General features: G+C 36.7%; 17 protein-coding genes. 15 read left to right on the top strand and 2 right to left on the bottom strand.

Translation table 11 applies throughout. From position 1 onward, the window contains the following. Positions 1 to 5 precede the first annotated feature (5 nt). From EDD72_RS04865 to EDD72_RS04840, 6 genes are all read left to right on the top strand, one after another. A complete protein-coding gene (locus EDD72_RS04865) occupies positions 6 to 635 on the top strand; it encodes a sugar transferase (RefSeq protein WP_132767811.1) in 630 nt (209 codons plus the stop codon). 34 nt (positions 636 to 669) lie between these two features. After that, the gene (locus tag EDD72_RS04860) at positions 670 to 1,779 is read left to right on the top strand and encodes a DegT/DnrJ/EryC1/StrS family aminotransferase (protein ID WP_132767809.1); all 1,110 of its coding nucleotides are present in this window, start codon (positions 670 to 672) and stop codon (positions 1,777 to 1,779) included. Positions 1,780 to 1,797: 18 nt separating this feature from the next. Beyond that, a complete protein-coding gene (gene wecB, locus EDD72_RS04855; protein ID WP_132767807.1) occupies positions 1,798 to 2,883 on the top strand; it encodes a non-hydrolyzing UDP-N-acetylglucosamine 2-epimerase in 1,086 nt (361 codons plus the stop codon). Positions 2,884 to 2,885: 2 nt separating this feature from the next. Continuing rightward, positions 2,886 to 3,599, top strand: a complete 714-nt coding sequence (locus EDD72_RS04850; protein WP_132767805.1) for an acyltransferase — start codon at positions 2,886 to 2,888, stop codon at positions 3,597 to 3,599. Positions 3,600 to 3,676: 77 nt separating this feature from the next. Continuing rightward, positions 3,677 to 5,551 (top strand): polysaccharide biosynthesis protein, encoded by a 1,875-nt coding sequence (locus EDD72_RS04845; protein ID WP_132767803.1) that lies wholly within the window; start codon positions 3,677 to 3,679, stop codon positions 5,549 to 5,551. A gap of 120 nt (positions 5,552 to 5,671) precedes the next feature. After that, entirely contained in the window at positions 5,672 to 6,736 is a 1,065-nt protein-coding gene (locus EDD72_RS04840) for an LCP family protein (protein WP_132767801.1), read from the top strand. Between the two features lie 18 nt (positions 6,737 to 6,754). Here EDD72_RS04840 and EDD72_RS04835 read toward each other — a convergent pair whose 3' ends face one another. Together EDD72_RS04835 and EDD72_RS04830 are read right to left on the bottom strand one after the other, a co-directional pair. After that, positions 6,755 to 7,402 carry a YigZ family protein gene (locus EDD72_RS04835; protein ID WP_132767937.1) on the bottom strand — a complete coding sequence of 216 codons (648 nt, stop codon included), beginning with the start codon at positions 7,400 to 7,402 and terminating at the stop codon, positions 6,755 to 6,757. Between the two features lie 157 nt (positions 7,403 to 7,559). Then, on the bottom strand, positions 7,560 to 7,871 hold the full coding sequence (locus EDD72_RS04830) for a DivIVA domain-containing protein (RefSeq protein WP_132767799.1): 312 nt from the start codon (positions 7,869 to 7,871) through the stop codon (positions 7,560 to 7,562). A gap of 193 nt (positions 7,872 to 8,064) precedes the next feature. Between EDD72_RS04830 and EDD72_RS04825 the strand changes: the two genes are divergently transcribed. The 9 genes from EDD72_RS04825 to EDD72_RS04785 all read left to right on the top strand — a co-directional run bounded on the left by EDD72_RS04825 (position 8,065) and on the right by EDD72_RS04785 (position 19,555). Then, positions 8,065 to 8,286, top strand: a complete 222-nt coding sequence (locus EDD72_RS04825) for an alpha/beta-type small acid-soluble spore protein (protein WP_132767797.1) — start codon at positions 8,065 to 8,067, stop codon at positions 8,284 to 8,286. 319 nt (positions 8,287 to 8,605) lie between these two features. Next, entirely contained in the window at positions 8,606 to 9,817 is a 1,212-nt protein-coding gene (metK, locus tag EDD72_RS04820; protein WP_132767795.1) for a methionine adenosyltransferase, read from the top strand. Between the two features lie 269 nt (positions 9,818 to 10,086). After that, positions 10,087 to 12,297 carry a SpoIID/LytB domain-containing protein gene (locus tag EDD72_RS04815; RefSeq protein WP_132767792.1) on the top strand — a complete coding sequence of 737 codons (2,211 nt, stop codon included), beginning with the start codon at positions 10,087 to 10,089 and terminating at the stop codon, positions 12,295 to 12,297. Between the two features lie 278 nt (positions 12,298 to 12,575). Further along, positions 12,576 to 15,056, top strand: a complete 2,481-nt coding sequence (locus tag EDD72_RS04810) for a S8 family serine peptidase (RefSeq protein ID WP_132767790.1) — start codon at positions 12,576 to 12,578, stop codon at positions 15,054 to 15,056. A gap of 111 nt (positions 15,057 to 15,167) precedes the next feature. After that, a complete protein-coding gene (locus tag EDD72_RS04805; protein ID WP_132767788.1) occupies positions 15,168 to 15,356 on the top strand; it encodes a cell wall-binding repeat-containing protein in 189 nt (62 codons plus the stop codon). Between the two features lie 117 nt (positions 15,357 to 15,473). After that, positions 15,474 to 15,878: a hypothetical protein gene (locus EDD72_RS04800; protein ID WP_165894969.1), complete on the top strand. Its 405-nt coding sequence runs from the start codon at positions 15,474 to 15,476 to the stop codon at positions 15,876 to 15,878. 43 nt (positions 15,879 to 15,921) lie between these two features. Beyond that, positions 15,922 to 17,628: an N-acetylmuramoyl-L-alanine amidase gene (locus EDD72_RS04795; protein ID WP_132767786.1), complete on the top strand. Its 1,707-nt coding sequence runs from the start codon at positions 15,922 to 15,924 to the stop codon at positions 17,626 to 17,628. Positions 17,629 to 17,845: 217 nt separating this feature from the next. After that, complete coding sequence (locus EDD72_RS04790) at positions 17,846 to 19,174, top strand: methyl-accepting chemotaxis protein (RefSeq protein WP_132767784.1); 1,329 nt, start codon at positions 17,846 to 17,848, stop codon at positions 19,172 to 19,174. Between the two features lie 174 nt (positions 19,175 to 19,348). Next, positions 19,349 to 19,555: a ribbon-helix-helix protein, CopG family gene (locus tag EDD72_RS04785; RefSeq protein ID WP_132767782.1), complete on the top strand. Its 207-nt coding sequence runs from the start codon at positions 19,349 to 19,351 to the stop codon at positions 19,553 to 19,555. Positions 19,556 to 19,670 lie beyond the last annotated feature (115 nt).

The raw sequence follows: 19,670 nt of genomic DNA, 5'->3' as shown, positions 1-19,670 counted from the left end.
TGCGAATGACAACACGAACAGACTCCCCTTCTATAATCACTTTATTTTTTAAAAGACTGTTTGATATTGTCTTTTCTTTATTGGGGCTTATTGGATTATCCCCAGTTTTTCTCCTGATTTATTTATGGATAAAATTCGATTCCAAAGGGCCAGCGATTTTTAAGCAAACGAGAATTGGCAAGAATGGGAAGGAATTTAAAATCTATAAATTTCGGACGATGGTTGTTAACGCGGAAAAGCTGGGAAAACAGATTACTGTGGGTAATGATCAACGGATCACTCGAAGTGGCAAATTTTTGCGAAAATCAAAGCTCGATGAGTTACCCCAATTATGGAATGTCTTAATTGGGGATATGAGTTTTGTTGGTCCCAGGCCAGAAGTACCGCGTTATACAGCCTTGTATAATGCTGAACAGAAAAAGGTATTGACGGTTCGTCCGGGAATTACGGATTATGCCTCGATCAAATATCGTGATGAAAATGAAATTCTAGCGAAAAGTGATAACCCTGAAAAAACTTATATTGAACAAATCATGGTGGATAAATTAAAGTTAAATCTGAAATATATTGAAGAAATGTCTCTTTGGAATGATATTAAGATTATCTTTCGGACCTTATTGAAGATTGTGGAATAACCACTACATATTAGGTATTATGGAGGATTTTATGATGAATATACCAATGTTAGATTTATCTGAACAATATCAACATTTAAAAGAGGAAATTTTTCAAGCTTTAGAAAAAGTGATGAGTTCATCCCATTTTATTTTAGGCGAGAATGTAAAAAAATTAGAAAAAGATATTGCGAAATATAGTCATGTTGCCCATGGTATTGGTGTGGCAAATGGCAGTGACGCATTACATATTTCTTTATTAGCCTGTGGCATTCAGCCAGGGGATGAAGTCATTACCACTCCATTTACATTTTTTGCTACAGCGGGTTCGATCGCAAGAATTGGCGCAAAACCTGTTTTTGTCGATATTGATCCAAAAACCTTTAATATCAATCCTGCTTTAATTGAAGCAAAAATCACAGAAAAAACAAAAGCGATCATCCCTGTTCATCTCTATGGACAAGCAGCAGACATGGATCCTATTCTGGAAATCGCGGAAAAACATAACTTATTCGTTATTGAAGATGCGGCACAGGCTATTGGTGCGGAATATAAAGGCAGAAAAGTGGGTGGATTTGGCGATACGGCTTGTTTTAGTTTCTTCCCGACAAAGAACCTTGGTGCATATGGCGATGCGGGTATGATTGTCACAAACGATGATCAATTAGCAGAAAAAATAAGAGTGATTCGTGTACATGGTAGCAAGCCGAAATATTATCACCATGTTCTTGGCTACAATAGTCGTCTTGATGAGATGCAAGCTGCTATTCTAAATGTGAAGTTCCCTCACTTAGATGCGTGGAGTGAGTTAAGAAGGAAACATGCAGCTTATTATACACAACTACTTTCTGATCTAAAAGAAGTCGTTACACCTTACGAAGACGAAAACAGTTATCATATTTATCATCAATATACGATTCGAGTCAAAGATCGGGATGCGCTACAAGCCTATTTAAAGGAACAAGGTGTGCAAACGATGATTTATTATCCACTACCTTTACATATGCAACCTGTATTTGCTGACTTAGGATATAAAGAGGGAGATCTGCCCGAAAGTGAGAAAGCAGCGAAAGAAGCTCTTTCATTACCCATGTATCCTGAATTAAGGAAAGAGCAACAAGAATATGTTGTAGCCAAAATCAAAGAATTTTATCATCAATCATAATCAAAATAGGTGAATGAAATGCGTAAAATTGTGACAATTGTTGGTGCGAGGCCACAATTTATCAAGGTGGCTCCAGTCTCAAGAGAGCTTCGAAAGGTGTATCGAGAAATCTTAGTTAATACAGGGCAACATTATGATTATAAAATGTCAGGAATCTTCTTTGAGGAATTAAATATTCCAAAACCGGATTACGATCTTGGGGTTGGTTCAGCGAGTCATGGCAAGCAAACGGGCGAAATGTTGACCAAAATTGAAGAAGTCCTGCTACAAGAGAAACCAGATGCGGTACTTGTCTATGGGGATACGAACTCCACACTAGCGGGTGCTCTAGCTGCCAGCAAGCTTCATATTCCACTTTTTCATGTGGAAGCAGGTCTAAGGAGCTTTAACAAACGAATGCCCGAAGAAATCAATCGAATCTTAACCGACCATGTTTCGGAAATTCTCTTTGCTCCTACAGAAACTGCGATTCAAAATCTGAAAAATGAAGGAATTACCAAGAATGTCTTTCATGTAGGAGATGTGATGTATGATGCATTCGTTTATTACTCCCAAATGGCAGCAGAACAATATGAATTAAATGATTTCGGAGTAGAAGAGAAACAATACATTTTAGCGACGATTCACCGTGCAGAGAATACAGATGATTTAAATCGGTTAAAAGCAATTTTTGAATCGTTGGCGAAGTTAAATGAGACGGTATTGCTTCCGCTACATCCAAGAACAGAGAATAAATTAAAAGAGGCTGGAATTGAATCTGTATTACAAGCAACCAATCTTAAAGTCATTCCACCCATTTCTTATTTAGAAATGGTGTTTTTGGAAAATCACGCAAAAGCCATTGTAACCGATTCTGGTGGTGTGCAAAAAGAAGCCTACTTTGCAAAAGTACCATGTTTCACTTTGCGTGATCAAACGGAATGGGTAGAAACTGTTGAAGTAGGTTGGAACCGTTTAGTCAATCCAATCGAAGAAAATTTAGCGCAAATTGTTGGAGCATGGCAACCAACTACTTACAATGAACATCTATATGGGAATGGGGATGCCTCCAGCCAAATTGTCAATCATATTCATTTATTTTTTGATGAGGAACGAGGGAGATAAAGATGGGTCAACCTGTAGAAATGGGGAAAAACGTTGTAATCGGCAATCATGTAGAATTTGGTGAAAATGTGATTATTGGGCATAACGTCATCATTTATGATGGAACGAAAATTGGGAACAATGTAGTTATCCATGATAATGTGGTCATTGGGAAACAACCGATGAGAGCAAAAAATTCAGCGTTAAAGGAATTAAAAGTGGAACCACCAGCGGTTATTGGTGATGAATGTACCATTGGAACAAATTCCATCGTCTATGCGAATGCAAAATTAGCCAATGGAGTATTTGTAGCCGATTTAGCAACCATACGTGAACGGGTTACCATAGGTAAACGGACGATAATCGGTCGAGGTGTGGCCATTGAAAATGATTGTACGGTTGGTGATTATTGTAAACTAGAAACCAATGCTTACATCACTGCCTATTCCGAATTAGGAGATTATGTCTTTATTGCCCCTGGTGTCGTTACCACAAATGATAACTATATGGCAAGGAGTAAAGAACGCTTTGAAAAATTTAAAGGTGTTGTTGTCAAAAACGGTGGAAGAATCGGAGCAAATGTTACTGTTTTACCAGGGAAAGTGATTGAAGAAGATGGTGCAGTTGGGGCTGGTAGTGTCGTTACGAAAGATGTGGAAGCAAGAGCGCTTGTCGTTGGAAATCCAGCGAAGAAATTAAGGGACGTACCTGAGGAACAATTGTTAAAAAATCAATAATTCAGAAAAAGATTTAGGAATGAATAATTTATGATATATTCTATAATTGGTAAACAAGCTTAGAAGAGGGGATCAGAATGAACTCAAAGCAGAAAAGAAGAATCATCTTAATATTTATCGATGTTGCCCTAATCTCATTGTCTGTATTATGGGCTTATTTGCTACGTTTTGAGTATTCGATTCCTTCTTTTTATTGGAAATTCGTCCCTTATGCAGCCTTATCTTATGCGATTTTAACCGTACTCGTTTATCATTGGTATCATTTATATAAAAAGGTTTGGGCCTATGTAAGTGTTGGAGAATTATATACGTTAATTAAAGCCAATGTGATCTCAACGGCTGTTTTGTTAATCATCAATCATTTTGTTCAAGAATCAATCGAGACGAATATCATTCCACGGTCGATTTTTCTCATTAGTTTCTTTATCATGACCATTGCGATTGGTGGAAGTCGTTTAGCTTGGCGTCTCTTTCATGATCGATTTTTCCTAGGTGATTTAAAGCAAGGAGATCGAAGAACACTCGTTGTCGGAGCAGGGGATGCTGGAGCGTTGGTGATCAAAGAATTACGAAACACGACCCATTTCTACCCTGTTGCCATGATTGATGATGACCCTGAAAAATTAGGCTTAGAAATTCTAGGTGTACCGATTGTGGGAAACCGTAATGATATTCCCAAAATCGTTAAACAGCTAAGGGTACAAGATATTATCATTGCAATGCCTTCTGCATCGAAACAAGAATTACGCAAAATTATTGATATTTGTAAAACGACGGGTGCACAGGTGAAAATATTACCTGCCAGTGTGAAGGATATTTTGGAAGGAAAATTATCCGTTAAGATTCGTGATGTGGATGTGGAGGACTTGTTAGGGAGAGATCCTGTAAAAGTAGATCTAGAAGAAATATCTGATTATTTAAAGGATCGAGTTGTTTTAGTTACAGGAGCTGGAGGGTCCATTGGCTCAGAATTATCTAGGCAGATCGCACGTTTTCATCCCAAACAATTGGTATTGTTAGGTCATGGCGAAAATAGCATTTATGGAATCGATATGGAACTTCGTAACCAATATCCAGAATTACAAATTGAACCAATCATTGCCGATATCCAAGATAAGAGTCGAGTAGAAAGGATTTTCCGTGAGTTTCGACCAGAGGTGGTGTTTCATGCTGCTGCTCATAAACACGTTCCTTTGATGGAAAAAAACCCCTCTGAAGCGATCAAGAATAATGTGTTTGGTACCAAGAATATAGCAGAAGCAGCCCATGATTTCGGAGCGGAACGTTTCGTCTTAATCTCGACGGATAAGGCTGTAAACCCTACAAGTGTAATGGGAACCACAAAACGGATTGCGGAAATGTTCATCCAAGCTTTAGATAAAGTAAGTCCGACAAAGTTTGTTGCCGTCCGATTTGGAAATGTTTTAGGAAGTAGAGGCAGTGTCATTCCATTGTTTAAAAAACAAATTGAGCAAGGTGGACCTGTAACGGTTACTCATCCTGAGATGGTTCGTTTCTTTATGACGATTCCGGAAGCTGTTCAATTAGTCATTCAAGCTGGAGCCATGGCAAAAGGCGGGGAAATTTTTATTCTAGACATGGGTAATCCAGTTAAAATTGTCGATTTAGCGAAAGACTTGATTCGACTATCTGGCTTAAAGGTTGATGAAGATATTAAAATAAAATATACAGGGATAAGACCAGGGGAAAAATTGTATGAAGAGATTCTTACACAAGAAGAAGGAACAACCAAAACCAAACATCAAAGAATTTTTATTGCAAAACCAACAGAGATAGATTACACAGAATTCAATCAAGAAATTCAAAAATTAACAGTGGTTTTAGATAAGGATGAACATGAAATCAAACAAGCATTAAAGGATCTTGTTCCAACCTTTCAGTATAAAGGGAAAGAAAATGTGGAAGGGAAAAGTGAACCATTAAAAGTGTAAATTTTCCTAAATAGTTAAAAAGGCTTCGATAGAAGCTTTTTTTTGTAAATTTTGTAGATATAATTAAAGTAGTTTTGATACAATATATGAGAATGTTTGCTCAACAAGGAGGTCTAATCATTGAAATCCCGTACTAAGAAACGCCGTTATAGAAAATGGGTTATACGGACGGTATTTATTTTTTTGTTCTTATCATTAGTAACCGTTGGATATTCCTATTTTCGTTTAAATAAAACGATTGATCAAATGTACAAGCCTGTAGAAAGAATTAATACAGGAGTTAGTAATGATGAGAATCAAGAGTCTAGGGCCTTTTTACTTTTAGGAATCGATAGGGATTCAAAAAAGCAAAATGATGTTGGACGAACAGATGTGATTATTATCGCGATTGTGAATGACAAAACGAAAAAAATTACACTAACATCCATTCCACGAGATACTTATGTTGAAATTGCTGGAAAAGGTTATAAAGATAAAATTAATGCAGCTTACCAGTATGGTATAGCTACTACAATCGCTACTGTAGAAAACTTTGCAAATATTTATATTGACAATTATATTTTAACAAATTATGATGGGATTTATCGCGCTATTAAGGCTATCGGAGGTATTCGACTATACGTAGATAAAGATTTATCTAAATTTGTTCAAAAAGAAATACCATATTTAAATTATCCAGATGAGGGGTACCACGTATTAAATGCCGACCAAGCTTTATATTTTGCACGTTTTCGACATGATTCAAAGGGGGATTTTGGTAGGAACGATCGCCAACAGCAATTTATAAAAGCATTTATTGATCAAAGTACTGAAATAAGATCTCCTTTAAAAATAGATAAGTTTCTAGATGCCATTGGAAGTGGGATATCTACGGATTTAACAAAGAGTGACATGATATCTTTAGCAAAACAGTTTAAAGATTATACCAGTAACAATATTGAATCGATTCATTATAAAGCGATTCCTGCAAGATTTGGTCCTCAAGACTTATGGTATGTCTTAATTACTGATCAAGAAAGAGAGAGGGTTTCAGGTTTATTAAAGGAAAGACTGAATGCAGATGAGAACACCGTACTTACTGACCCAACTGTAGGCATGGACCAAAGAGAACCTACCCCAGCAGAGATCAAAGAATTAATTAGAGAACAAACTGGCTGGGAAAATCCGAAAAGTGGAAAGAGATGAATGAAAGATGCCTAAATGCTAGGCATCTTTTTGTTCGTAGGGTATATCTACATAAATTTGATCTTTTCGTGTTACTTTCGCTTGACCATTCGTTAAGTCGATTATCCAATTGATAAAGTTTTCTTCATTTCCTTCTTCAACCAATACATGGATCGTCACGCGGTCAAGATACTCAATATCCTTAATGCGATATGCGCGGTTATTCAATTCATTTTCTATTTTTCCTAACCATGTATAATCAATGTTGATATCAATAACAGTGTGTAAAACTCGTTCAATTACACCTGCAGCTTTGATCGCTTCACTTGCTGTTTGACCATAAGCACGAATGAGACCGCCAGCCCCTAGAAGAATACCCCCAAAGTAGCGGGTAACAACAATACAAGTGTCTTTTAACTGTTGTTTCTTGATTACTTCTAAAATCGGTTTACCGGCTGTTCCACTGGGCTCTCCATCATCATTAGCTTTTTGGATTTGATCATGTTCACCGATGACATAGGCGGAACAATTATGGGTGGCGTCCCAATGCTTCTTTTTTATAGAGTCAATAAACGCAATCGCTTCTTCTTCTGTTTCTACGTGTTTGACATAACCGATAAATTCGGATTTACGTATGATTATGGATGTTTCACCGTAGTCACGAGTAGTAAGATAACGTTTAAGCATCCTATCCACCTCGCTTCCCATTCTATTTTAGTTAATTACTCATACAAGCCACCTATTTCTTTCATTTCCTTTTATTCAAAAGAAATACACGGACAAGTGAGCATCTTGGAATATACTAACCATGTCATTTGCGACTTAAAAAAACCTCTGTTTTATTTTACAGAGGTTCTGTTAAATATTTTGTTTTTCGTTCTAATTTTTCAACTCGACGAATCAGGTCTTCTATGATTTTTTTATCTTCAGAGGTCGGGTTAGCTGTAGGCTGAGATTGCATATTGGGTGTATGGTATTGTTGACGGCTCAATTGAGCTTTTAATTGTTGATTTTCTTTTTTTAGATGCTGATTTTCTTCGATTAGTTTTGCATAATCTTGGATCACTTGATCTAAGAATTCATTGACTTCATCAATATCATATCCACGCATGGAACGTTTAAATTCTTTTTCAAAGATATCATCAGGTGTTAACATGTTTAAAACCCCTTTTTGATAACTGGTTTAGCAAAATTCGACAAAAATTGAAACTTTACTTATTAGATTAACACATGTATAGAAAAATGAAAACAGGTAGGATATAAATAACATTTGTTCCATGAAAATAATAGCGTAGAAAAACAAGACGATCAAATAATAATACTACCTCAATAAAAAAGGTGGTGAAAATATGGCAAGAGGACAATGGGGAAAACAACCATTAGTGCCTGAAGCACATAAAGCCTTAGATAATATGAAATATGAAATTGCTGCTGAGTTAGCGATCCCTGTTTATCAAGGAAGCGAAGATTATTGGGGATATATTTCTTCTCGAGACTGTGGAGCAGTAGGTGGCTCAATGACTCGCAAGCTTGTTCAGAATACTGAGCAATATTTGAAGACGATGATTTAATGATGTTCTAATTAAATAACATAAGGGTTATTGGTAACTCTATACCAATAACCCTTATCTGTCTATTTAGTAGTATGAAAAAATTATTCCATTTCATACACACTATTTATTCTATTTATGTAAATATCTAATATTGACACGTCTCAATATTTCTTATAATATAAATCATTGGTAATGAATACTCTTATTGACTTGGTTATAAGAGGTAATATAGGTGGATATGAACTGAAGCCTTTCCTCTGAGGAAGGTTTTTTTTCATTTTATCGAGTACCATCAAGATGGATGATACATACTAAAACTATGAAGGAGGTAATCTCTATGGCATTACAAAAGGGGCGCCATTTATTTACATCGGAATCCGTAACAGAAGGTCATCCAGACAAGATTTGTGACCAAATCTCTGATGCGATTCTTGATGCGATTTTGGAGAAAGACCCAAATGCTCGAGTTGCTGCAGAAACATCGGTAACTACGGGATTAGTGTTAGTTGCTGGTGAAATCACTACTTCTTGTTATGTGGATATCCCAAAAGTAGTTCGTGAAACCATCCGTGAAATTGGTTATACCAGAGCAAAATATGGCTTTGATGCAGATACATGTGCAGTTTTAACTTCCATTGATGAACAATCACCAGATATTGCCCAAGGTGTCAATCAAGCATTAGAGGCTCGTGAAGGGCAAATGACTGATGAAGAGATTGAAGCCATCGGTGCAGGGGATCAAGGCTTAATGTTTGGTTTTGCAGTAAATGAAACGCCAGAACTGATGCCTTTACCTATTTCATTGGCACATAAATTATCCCGCCGTTTGTCCGAAGTACGTAAAAACGAGACATTACCTTACTTACGTCCCGATGGGAAAACTCAAGTAACGGTAGAATACGAAGGAGATATACCTGTTCGAATCGATACCATTGTTATCTCAACACAACATCATCCTGATATACCTTATGAGCAACTTGTTGAAGATATGCATAAACATGTGATTCAACCTGTTGTACCTGCAGAATTATTAGATGAAAACACCAAGTATTTCATTAACCCTACAGGGCGCTTTGTGATTGGAGGTCCTCAAGGAGATGCAGGATTGACGGGACGTAAAATTATTGTGGATACCTATGGTGGATATGCTCGTCATGGTGGTGGAGCATTTTCGGGTAAGGACCCAACAAAAGTTGACCGTTCCGCAGCATATGCCGCTCGTTATGTCGCGAAAAATATTGTTGCAGCAGGTTTAGCGGATAAATGTGAAGTTCAGCTTGCTTATGCAATTGGTGTAGCACAACCTGTTTCCATTAGCGTAGATACCTTTGGTACAGGTAAAGTGGATGAAAGTGTTCTTGTTGAGCTAGTGCGTAAGCATTTTGATTTGCGTCCAGCTGGAATTATTAAATCTCTTGATCTTCGTCGTCCAATCTATCGTCAAACCGCTGCTTATGGCCACTTTGGTCGTAGTGATCTTGATCTTCCTTGGGAACGTACAGATAAAGCGGAAATCTTAAAACAAGAAGCATTAGCATATTCGAAATAGTTTTATACTAACTTGCCATCAAGTATGATTGGCAAGTTTTTTTTGCTATTTATTCTACCCAGTTGAAGATCATCCTGGAAAGTACGTAAATTCAAATAACAACAAAAATAATAAAAATATGACATTTGTCCCTTTACTTATAAATCGATAGATTGTTATAATTCAATATGGAAATAGATTGGTAGATTAAAAGACAACTTTAAAGACCTCAACAGATAAATGGGGTCTTTTATTTTTAAATAAAGGGAGAAAAAGGGAGGAGAAACTCTTTGAGGAGAAAGATTTTGTCGGTTATTGTGGTTTTAGCATTGATCATCACGCTAATTCCCATGTCAGGTGCTGTTGCGGCTGAGCAAACGATCTCTGTAAAGTTAGTAAACTATTTAGGCAACCAATCACAAGTAAACATTTCTTACGTTGGGACGTATCTAGTTCAGAATGATAGTAACATTAAACTAGCACCAAATACAACTTATACCGTAAAAGCAGAGAATGGTCACGTTGTTCTTTATCAAGGTGCACAACAAATCAAAGATTTTGGGACTTCTCTTACTTTAGCTCCTGTGAAATATGGGGAAGAATCGATCATTACAATTAATGGCCGTAAGTATTTAGGAACAATGGAATTTCGTGTAGAAGGAGGACAATATATCCGTCCGGTGAACCAAAATATACCGTTTGAAGATTATTTGAAAGGTGTTGTTCCTCGTGAGATGCCAGCTAGTTGGAATCTTGAAGCGCTGAAGGCTCAAGCTATCGCAGCTAGAACTTATGCGATCGATGATGTTGGTCAGACGGTTGCCGATGGGCAAAGCTATCAGGTTTATGGTGGATATTATTGGGATCCTAGGACAAATGAAGCGGTTGAATCTACACGAACACAAGTTTTAAAATATGATGGGAAATTGGTAGAGGCTTATTTTTCATCAAGCAACGGTGGGAAAGTCCTTTCTAATACGAACGCTTGGGGATCAACAAGACTAGATTATCTCGTTACGAAAGAAGATACCTTTGATGCTGCTGCAACTAGCAATCCTTACCGTACATGGTCTTTTGATCTTTACAAAACTCAAATTGACATGAATGGGAAGGATTTAACGAAGCCAGAAGAATGGTGGGGAAGCATTCAAGAAAAACAGTTAGATCGAATGAACAACATTAAGGCATGGATGAAAAAATATGATTCTTCCATTCCTGCTGATGCTGAAATCAAAATTATTGGGATTCCATCTATTTGGTTTACTACTTCTTTTAATCAAGACGACACATTAATGGGAAAAATCACGATTGAATATTATCTAAAGACGCAAACGGGATTCGTTAAAGATGTAAACGGTGAAATACTGAAAAATTCCGTAACGTATACGAAAAAATCATATGATATCCGTTCTATGATAGGCAGTACTTTAATGAGAAGCCCCTATATTAAAAGTATTGAAACGAAAGTAGATTCTCAGGGAAAGGCTTACTTCCGAGTTAACGGTGGCGGCTGGGGTCATGGAATCGGAATGAGTCAGTATGGGGCAAATGTAATGGCCTCACAAGGAAAAAATTATCGAGAGATTCTTAGCTTCTACTATCCTGGATCGAAAATATTCTCCTCTATTAACACGCCTGTTCGTTTAGCTGGAAAGGATCGCTTTGAAACAGCAAATAAAATTTCCCAAAAAGGTTGGTCAACGGCAGATACTGTCGTATTAGCATTCTATAATAATCATGCAGATGCATTAGCTGCTGCTCCATTAGCCTATAAAGTGAATGGACCGATTCTATTAACGGAGTCAAAGAGTTTAACACCAGTTACGAAAACAGAGATTCAACGCTTAAAGGCGAAAAACGCAATTATCGTTGGTGGAACTGGAGTTATCTCGATAAATGTAGAGAATCAGTTGAAACAAATGGGACTTAATGTCTTAAGATATGGTGGGGTTGATCGATTTGATACAGCTAACCGTATTGCTAGACAACTTGGAACCACAGATACTGCAGTTATTGCTTATGGCTTAAACTTCCCTGATGCCTTGGCAATTGCTCCTTATGCGGCTGCAAAGGGATATCCAATCTTACTAGTCGATAAAACAAAGATTCCTTCAAAAACGGTCGAAGCATTAAAGACGATGAATATCAAGAAAACCATCATTATTGGCGGATCCGGAGTGGTAAGCGATAGTGTATTAAAACAACTACCTACTCCTAGACGTATTGCAGGAATAGACCGTTTTAGTACTGCAACAGAAGTAATCCGACAACTAGACCTATCCACAGACCTTGTCTATGTTGCAACAGGAATGGATTATGCAGATGCCTTAACAGGTGCTGTGTTAGCAGCGAAGGATAATGCTCCGTTATTATTAACATTTCCAAATGAATTGCCAGATGTTACAAGAAGAGTTGTGATTGAAAAGAATATTCTTAACTTCACAATTTTAGGTGGAACAGGTGCAGTTTCCGATAAAATAAAGACTGCTTTAGTAAATTAAATATACCAATAAAGCCTACTGTTTCTTTAGTAGGCATTTTTTATGTGCGCCCAGCATGGGCGCAAACTAGTCGGTGAAAGTCCGATACAGGGGCTGGTAGTGCCAACCGCCGTATACCGAACGGTACGTACGGTGGTGTGAGAGGACGCTGAATAAAATAATTTTCAGCTCCTATTTGATAAAAATTGGAAATAATTTAAATCTTTATTAGGAAGGAATCAGTATTATTATCGAGTATATAGATATATAGAATAAATAATAGGAGAGGAGTTATTTGATTGAAAAAATCGCTAGTCTTTATCTTATCATTACTATTATTGCTTTCAGGACCGTTTAGTGCAGCTAATGCTAATGCTGCTAGCGTTACAGATTCAGTTAAAGTGGGGAAAGTTTTCCATTTAGACAAGAAAGCGAAATTCAAAGCTGGCGAAGTTATTGTGAAGTTTAAAGATCAACTTTCTGACAAAACAATCTCATCAAAGATAAAGAGTTTTAGCGCACAACAGAAAGGTGAAATTGAGTCAATTAAAGCAAATATTATCTCTGTTCCTCAAAACAAAAATATCGAGGAATTTATTAATGAATTATTAAAAGATCCAAATGTTGAATATGCTCAACCTAACTATTTGTATCATACATTCTCTAATCCAACAGATCCTTCCTTTGGACAACAGTGGTACCTATCTAAGGTGAAAGCACCTGATGCTTGGAACACCCTTCCAGCAAATGCAGCAGATGTCGTTGTTGCAGTTGTGGACAATGGGGTAGATGTAAATCACCCTGATTTAAAGAATAACATACTTCTTAATAATTATTATAATGCAGTGAATCCAAGCGTATCAATCGATGCAACAAAAACAAATGGACATGGAACTGAAGTTGCTGGAATTATTGGAGCAACCATTAATAATAACATTGGAATAGCGGGTGTTTCACCTAAAGTCAAAATTATGCCAATCAATGTTTTTAATGGAGAAGAAGCTAGTGAAACTGATTTAGTAGAGGGGATAAGCTACGCCGTCGATCATGGGGCTAAGGTGATTAATTTAAGTCTTGGTACCTATGGATATGGCTATTCTTTAAAAGAAGCAATTGATTATGCTTATCAGAAAAACGTTGTTGTTGTCGCGGCTGCAGGAAATGATAACATTGATTTACCAACTTATCCTGCATCTTATGCTAACGTAATCTCAGTTGGGGCAACTGATAATTTCGATAAAAAAGCGGACTTTTCTAATTATGGTTCAACTGTTGATATCGTAGCTCCTGGGGTTAATATTTATTCTACAGCTCCAAACAATCAGTATAAATTTGATAATGGAACCTCAATGGCCAGTCCAATAGTTGCTGGTGCAGCAGCATTGCTTTTAGCTAAGAACCCAAATTTAACCGTAGATGAAGTAACAAATATTCTATTGAAATCCTCTTTAGATATAGGTCCAAAAGGGGTCGATGACACATTTGGCTATGGCCGTCTTGATATTGCGAATGCAATGGTTACTGCTAGTACTTATACCGATGACCAATGGGAAAGCAATGACTCATTTTCAACTGCAAAAGCGATTACATTAGGTGGCTCAATTAAAGCTAGTCTCTCAAAACCAAAGGATGTGGATTACTTTAAGGTAACGTTAAGCAAACCTCAAAGGGTAAGATTTCGACTTACACCTCAATTGGATGAAGATCTTATTTTACAAGTTTATGATGGCTCTCAAAAAGAAATTATTCGCTTGAATTCGGAAGGTATACCAATTGGGGATGAATATTACGAGGGTGGAATAGAGGAATTTAATTTAAGTTTAAATGCCGGAACATACTATCTTAAGGTTACAGACCCGAATTCAAGTATGCAATTTGGTTCCTATACACTAACAACTTACTATCCAGTAAGTACACGGATAGCTGGGAATAACCGTTTCGAAACAGCGGTGAAGGTTTCCCAGAACGGATGGCAAACAGCAAACACAGTTATACTTGCTTATTACAATGGCTTTGCTGATGCATTAGCAGGTGCCCCTCTTGCCTATCAAAAGGATGCACCGATTCTATTAACAGAATCTCAAAAACTAACGACTGCAACAAAGACAGAAATACAAAGACTAAAAGCAAAAAATATTATTATTGTTGGTGGTACGGGTGTTATTAGTACTGCTGTAGAAAATGAATTAAAGCTAAATATGAAATTAAATGTTACACGACTAGGTGGAAAGGACCGATTTGCTACGGCAAAACTCATTGCAGGTGCGATGGGAAAAACAGATACTGCAGTGGTTGCTTATGGATTTAACTTTCCAGATGCATTAGCGATTGCACCTTATGCCGCTATTAATGGTTATCCAATTTTACTTGTGGATAAGAATACGATTCCAGCAATGACAAAAGAAGCATTAAGCGTGATGGGAATACGAAAAACAGTTATAATTGGTGGAACAGGTGTTGTCAGTGATGGGGTTTCAAAACAATTACCTTCCCCTTCTAGAATTTCAGGAAAGGATCGTTTTTCAACTGCTACTGAAATCATCCGTAGGGTAAATGAGCCTACCGAGAAAGTTTATGTAGCTACAGGAATGAATTATGCGGACGCACTTACTGGTGCAGTATTAGCAGCAAAGAATAATGCACCGTTACTATTAACAATGCCTAATGAGTTACCAACAGCGACAAGAGACATTTCGCTTGAAAGAAATATATTAAATTTTACAATTTTAGGTGGAACAGGTGCAGTTTCTAACCAAGTCCTTACTGAACTATTAAAATAGAAAATGAACTAACTTTTGCACATCTTAGGATATATATATAGTAAATAAAGTAAATGGGGGGCAATGCTCCCTATTTTTTTTTGAATATCTGTTAAAATAAGTAATGTTGAATTGTCAGGAGTTATACTAGCAGCAAAAAATAAAGGTGCAATACTTTTGGTATCTCCATTTAAGCCTTCAAATAGTACGATTGAACTATTGAACGAAATGTTAGTTAGTGATGTTATTGTACTAGGTAGAATTGGTGCTGTTAGCAATCAGGTTATGGATCTGATGAAGTCTATGATCCTGATAATGTGAGATATGCTATTGGTATCAAGTCAGTTCCCGGATTTTTTTCTCAACTGAGTGAAACTTTGAGAAGTAAAGTTCAGGATATTGATTAGGCTTGTGTTGAATAGTAAATGAGGTGGTGAAGTGGTTGGTTTTATCAAATTGTTAATGGAACTTGTAAATAATATCCATGATATACTAATTACCATTTTTGATCAACTAGGGTTCCATTTAACAGATAAGGATTTACACTTTTGGATTGTAGGAGTCATTGGAATAGTACTGTTTATCCTTACTGATCAACTCTTTAAATGGTTAGCTGATTGGAATGTATCTATTATTTCTTTTATTTATACATTTACAGTTTTAATAGTACTAGTTTTCAGTATTGAAATCGAACAGAAGATTACGAAGCGTGGTCACATGGAATTTAATGATATTGTTGCAGGTTTATGGGGCTTTATTGCGGTTTTTAGTGTTTATGTTGGTATAAGGCTTATTGTTTATATCATCTCAAAAGTATTTAAGTCAAAAGAAAAGAACGTTTAAAAGAGAAAGATTTTAAAAAAATAGGAATGGGAGAGATCGTCAGTTGCGTAAATCAAAAGTTATTATTCTATTATTACCTCTATTTTTCATTTTATTTTCCACTTATTCATTTGCCCAAGAATTGACTGTAGATCGATTGGCTGGAAAGGATCGGTTTGAAACAGCAGTTGAAGTTTCTAAAAAAGGCTGGTCATCAGCTGATACAGTGATACTTGCACATTATAATGGATATGCTGACGCTTTAACGGCAACTCCACTAGCTTACAAGCAGAATGGACCTATTCTATTAACAGAAACAAATAGATTAACCCCAGTAACAAAGTCTGAAATCCAGCGATTACATGCAAAGAATGTAATTATCGTTGGTGGTGATGGTGTGGTGTCACCAACAGTAGCCAATGAATTGAAAAATATGAATATAAATGTAAAAAGATTAGGAGGAAAGGACCGTTTTGATACTGCCCTTCAAATCGCGCAACAATTAGGAACCGTTGATACCTCTATTATTGCTTATGGTCGTAATTTTCCTGACGCTTTAACAATAGGTTCATATGCTGCTCAAAATGGTTATCCGATTCTCCTTGTTGAGAAGGACACGATTCCTACAAAAACTGCAGAGGCTTTAAGGGAAAAAAATATTAAGAAAACAATCATCGTTGGAGGACCTGGGGTAATTAGTTCTAATGTCTATAACAAGATTCCTTCTCCAAGACGCATTTATGGAAATGACCGTTTTGGAACAGCGGTAGCTGTTGTAAAAAATTTAAATATGTCAACGGCTAAAATGTATATTGCAACAGGAATGAATTTTGCAGATGCATTAACGGGTGCCGTCCTTGCCGCAAAAGAAAATGCGCCATTGCTTTTAACGTATAAGGATAAGTTGCCTACAGAAACCTTAAATTTGATTAAAGAAAAAAAGGTAACGACATTTACCATCCTTGGTGGTACAGGGGTTGTAAGCAATACTTTGTTATCTAAAACCTCGTTATCGATTTTAGAGAACAGCTTCACTTTAGCAGGCAAAATTATCGTATTGGATGCTGGACATGGACCTTTTGACCCTGGAGCTGATGGAGTGATTCCGGGATATGATGAGCGCGATTTTAATCTTCAATTGGTGAATCGTATTGCAGAGAAGCTAAAAGAGTATAATCCTACACTCTATATTGCACCTCGTGATACGAGTAAAGATTCTAAGCAATCATTGAAGGATCGCGTAGATTTTGCTAACTCTAAAAATGCAGATTTATTTATCAGTATTCACCATGATTCTTCAACCAATCCAAATGCACAAGGGATAAGTACTCACTATAGTAGTTATCGGCCAGGGATTGCTGGGAGTACTGACGATGCTTATGTCATTTATTCTGGTAAACAATATCCATTCGTAAAGGAAGAAGATAGGAGAATTTACTTTAACGATAATGGTACCGTTAAAAGTGCAAGTGTCGACGATGTCATTGTTTATGATCCAACCCCAACAGAAGCTGCACAAAAGAGTAAAATTTTAGCGGAGAGATTAGCTCAAGATATCTCGGCTTTAGGTTTCAAAAAGGCATATACGGTTTCGGGGGCTAGAGACCATAATCTCTATGTGACAAGATGGACAAATATGCCATCCGTCTTGATTGAAAATGGGTTTATCTCTAACCCAGATGAAGCCAAAAAAGTGACTGATCCTACGATGCAAGATAAAATTGCTCAAGTCATCGTCAATCATATCCTTGAGTTTTTCAAAAACAAATAATATAAGATAAGATTGCTCATACGGGCAATCTTTTTTGTTTACGTTGTATGGTAAATAACTTGGGGTTGAAACTCCAGTCCTTACATTTTTGTCACTTTTATGAATACGTAAACATACTTGTTTAAATTTTCTATTTTATCTTGTATGATGGAGTGTAGGAATATTTAGAATAATTCTCGGTTGAAAATGAATTTTGGGGGTTTAAGGGGGACGATTTATGACGGTTGGTAAGAAGCTAGGGTTGGGTTTTTTATCCATAATGGTCATGTTTTTTATTGCAGTATTATTTATTTATTATCAAATTCATGTTTTAGGGACATCTGTCCAGACATTTGTGTCTCATGGAAAGGATTATAACCAAGTCATGTTCATTGTGAAAGATAAAATTGAATTAATCAAAGGTTTGATTTGGATCATTATCCCTCTAGGAATTGTGGGTGCAGGTACAATTGCTTATTTCATCACTATCAGTATCTCAAGGCCTGTTCGAAGTGTGACAGCACATGTATCGGAAGTAGCGAAAGGAAACCTAAAATTAGGGCAGATTCAAGTAAAAAATAAAGATGAAATTGGAGAACTTGCAACCCAGTTTAATATCATGGTGAATTCATTGCGGGAACTGATTCAACATATTCAAGAAAGTTCACAGAATGTCACATTGGCTGCTGAACAATTGTCTACAAGCTCCGATGAAGTGGCAAGAGCAGCTGAACAAGTTGCGGAAACGACGAATAGTGTAGCAGATGGCACAAACAAACAAGTTAATCTCTTACAAGAGAATGAGCAAATCCTTCATCGTGTTGTAGGAACCATTCATGATGTCAATGAGAAGACAAAATCAATCGAGTTAGCCTCTTACCAGTCAATGGAAACCGCCGAACAAGGGGATTATGTGATTAAAGAAACGATTGAACAAATGAGCAAAATGAATCACACGATTCAGGAAGCAGGACAGTATGTGGATACCCTAGGGCAAAAAAGTGGACAAATTGAGAAAGTCATTGAGATTATCCAATCGGTATCCGAACAGACGAATCTTTTAGCCTTAAATGCTGCGATTGAAGCATCAAGAGCAGGAGATGCTGGTCGTGGTTTTGCCGTTGTAGCCACAGAGATTCGGAAATTAGCTGAACAATCTTCAAAGGCAGGGGAAGAAATTGTACAAGTGATCCGTGAACTTCAACAAGAAACGGCCCAGGTGATGACATCGATGAAAAAAGGTGAACAAGAAGTTCAACATGGAATTGACTTTGTTGCGCAAGCTCAACAAGCATTTAAAGCCATTTATGATTCGAACGTCGAGATGTCAAGCTTGATCCAAGAAACGAGAAAAAAATCTGAAAATATGGTTGAAGGAATCGAGAAGATGACGAATTCTAGTGAAATGGTGAAACATGTGGCCGATGAAACTTCTAATTATGCTCAACAAATTGCTGCAGCTACGCAAGAAACAGGTGCTTCGATGGAAGAAATTACTGCTTCCGCCAATACCCTGAATCAAATGGCAATCGATTTACAACAGTTAATTAAAAAATTTGATGTGTAGGTATGTGATATTGATATACAATGGTGTAGGTTTGTATATTCCAACGCATCTCCGTTGTCCTTATGGAATATACAAACCTATTTTTTTTCGAAATTAGTGTAGAATCGACAAAAATAGAACAGATTTACTGACTTAAAGTGACAGTATTTTTCACGTGATACAGGTACAATACAAATGAAAGATAAATATGAAGGAGAGATGACGATGATTGTTCTTTCAAAAAAAACAGATCAACCACCTCCAAAGCAATTGATTAGCATCCGACTTGATCCAGAACTTCTTAAAAAAATTGATTTATTAGCAAGTGAGAGTAATAGTAATCGAACAGCCGTAATTACAGAGATCCTTGAGAAAGTAGTGCCTAAGATTCGAGTGATTTAAAAAAACTAAAATTAGCTGTGATGAAGTCTTCGTCTTGAAGACTTTTTCTTTTCCTTCCCACCCTCATAATCCCTGCTAAGAGCACGAATATATTATATTAAATTTAAAATATAGG

The sequence above is a fragment of the Tepidibacillus fermentans genome, assembly GCF_004342885.1.
Taxonomy (GTDB): Bacteria; Bacillota; Bacilli; order Tepidibacillales; family Tepidibacillaceae; genus Tepidibacillus; species Tepidibacillus fermentans.
Note: the sequence above shows the minus strand (reverse complement) of the source record. Positions and strands in the feature narration are given on the sequence as shown.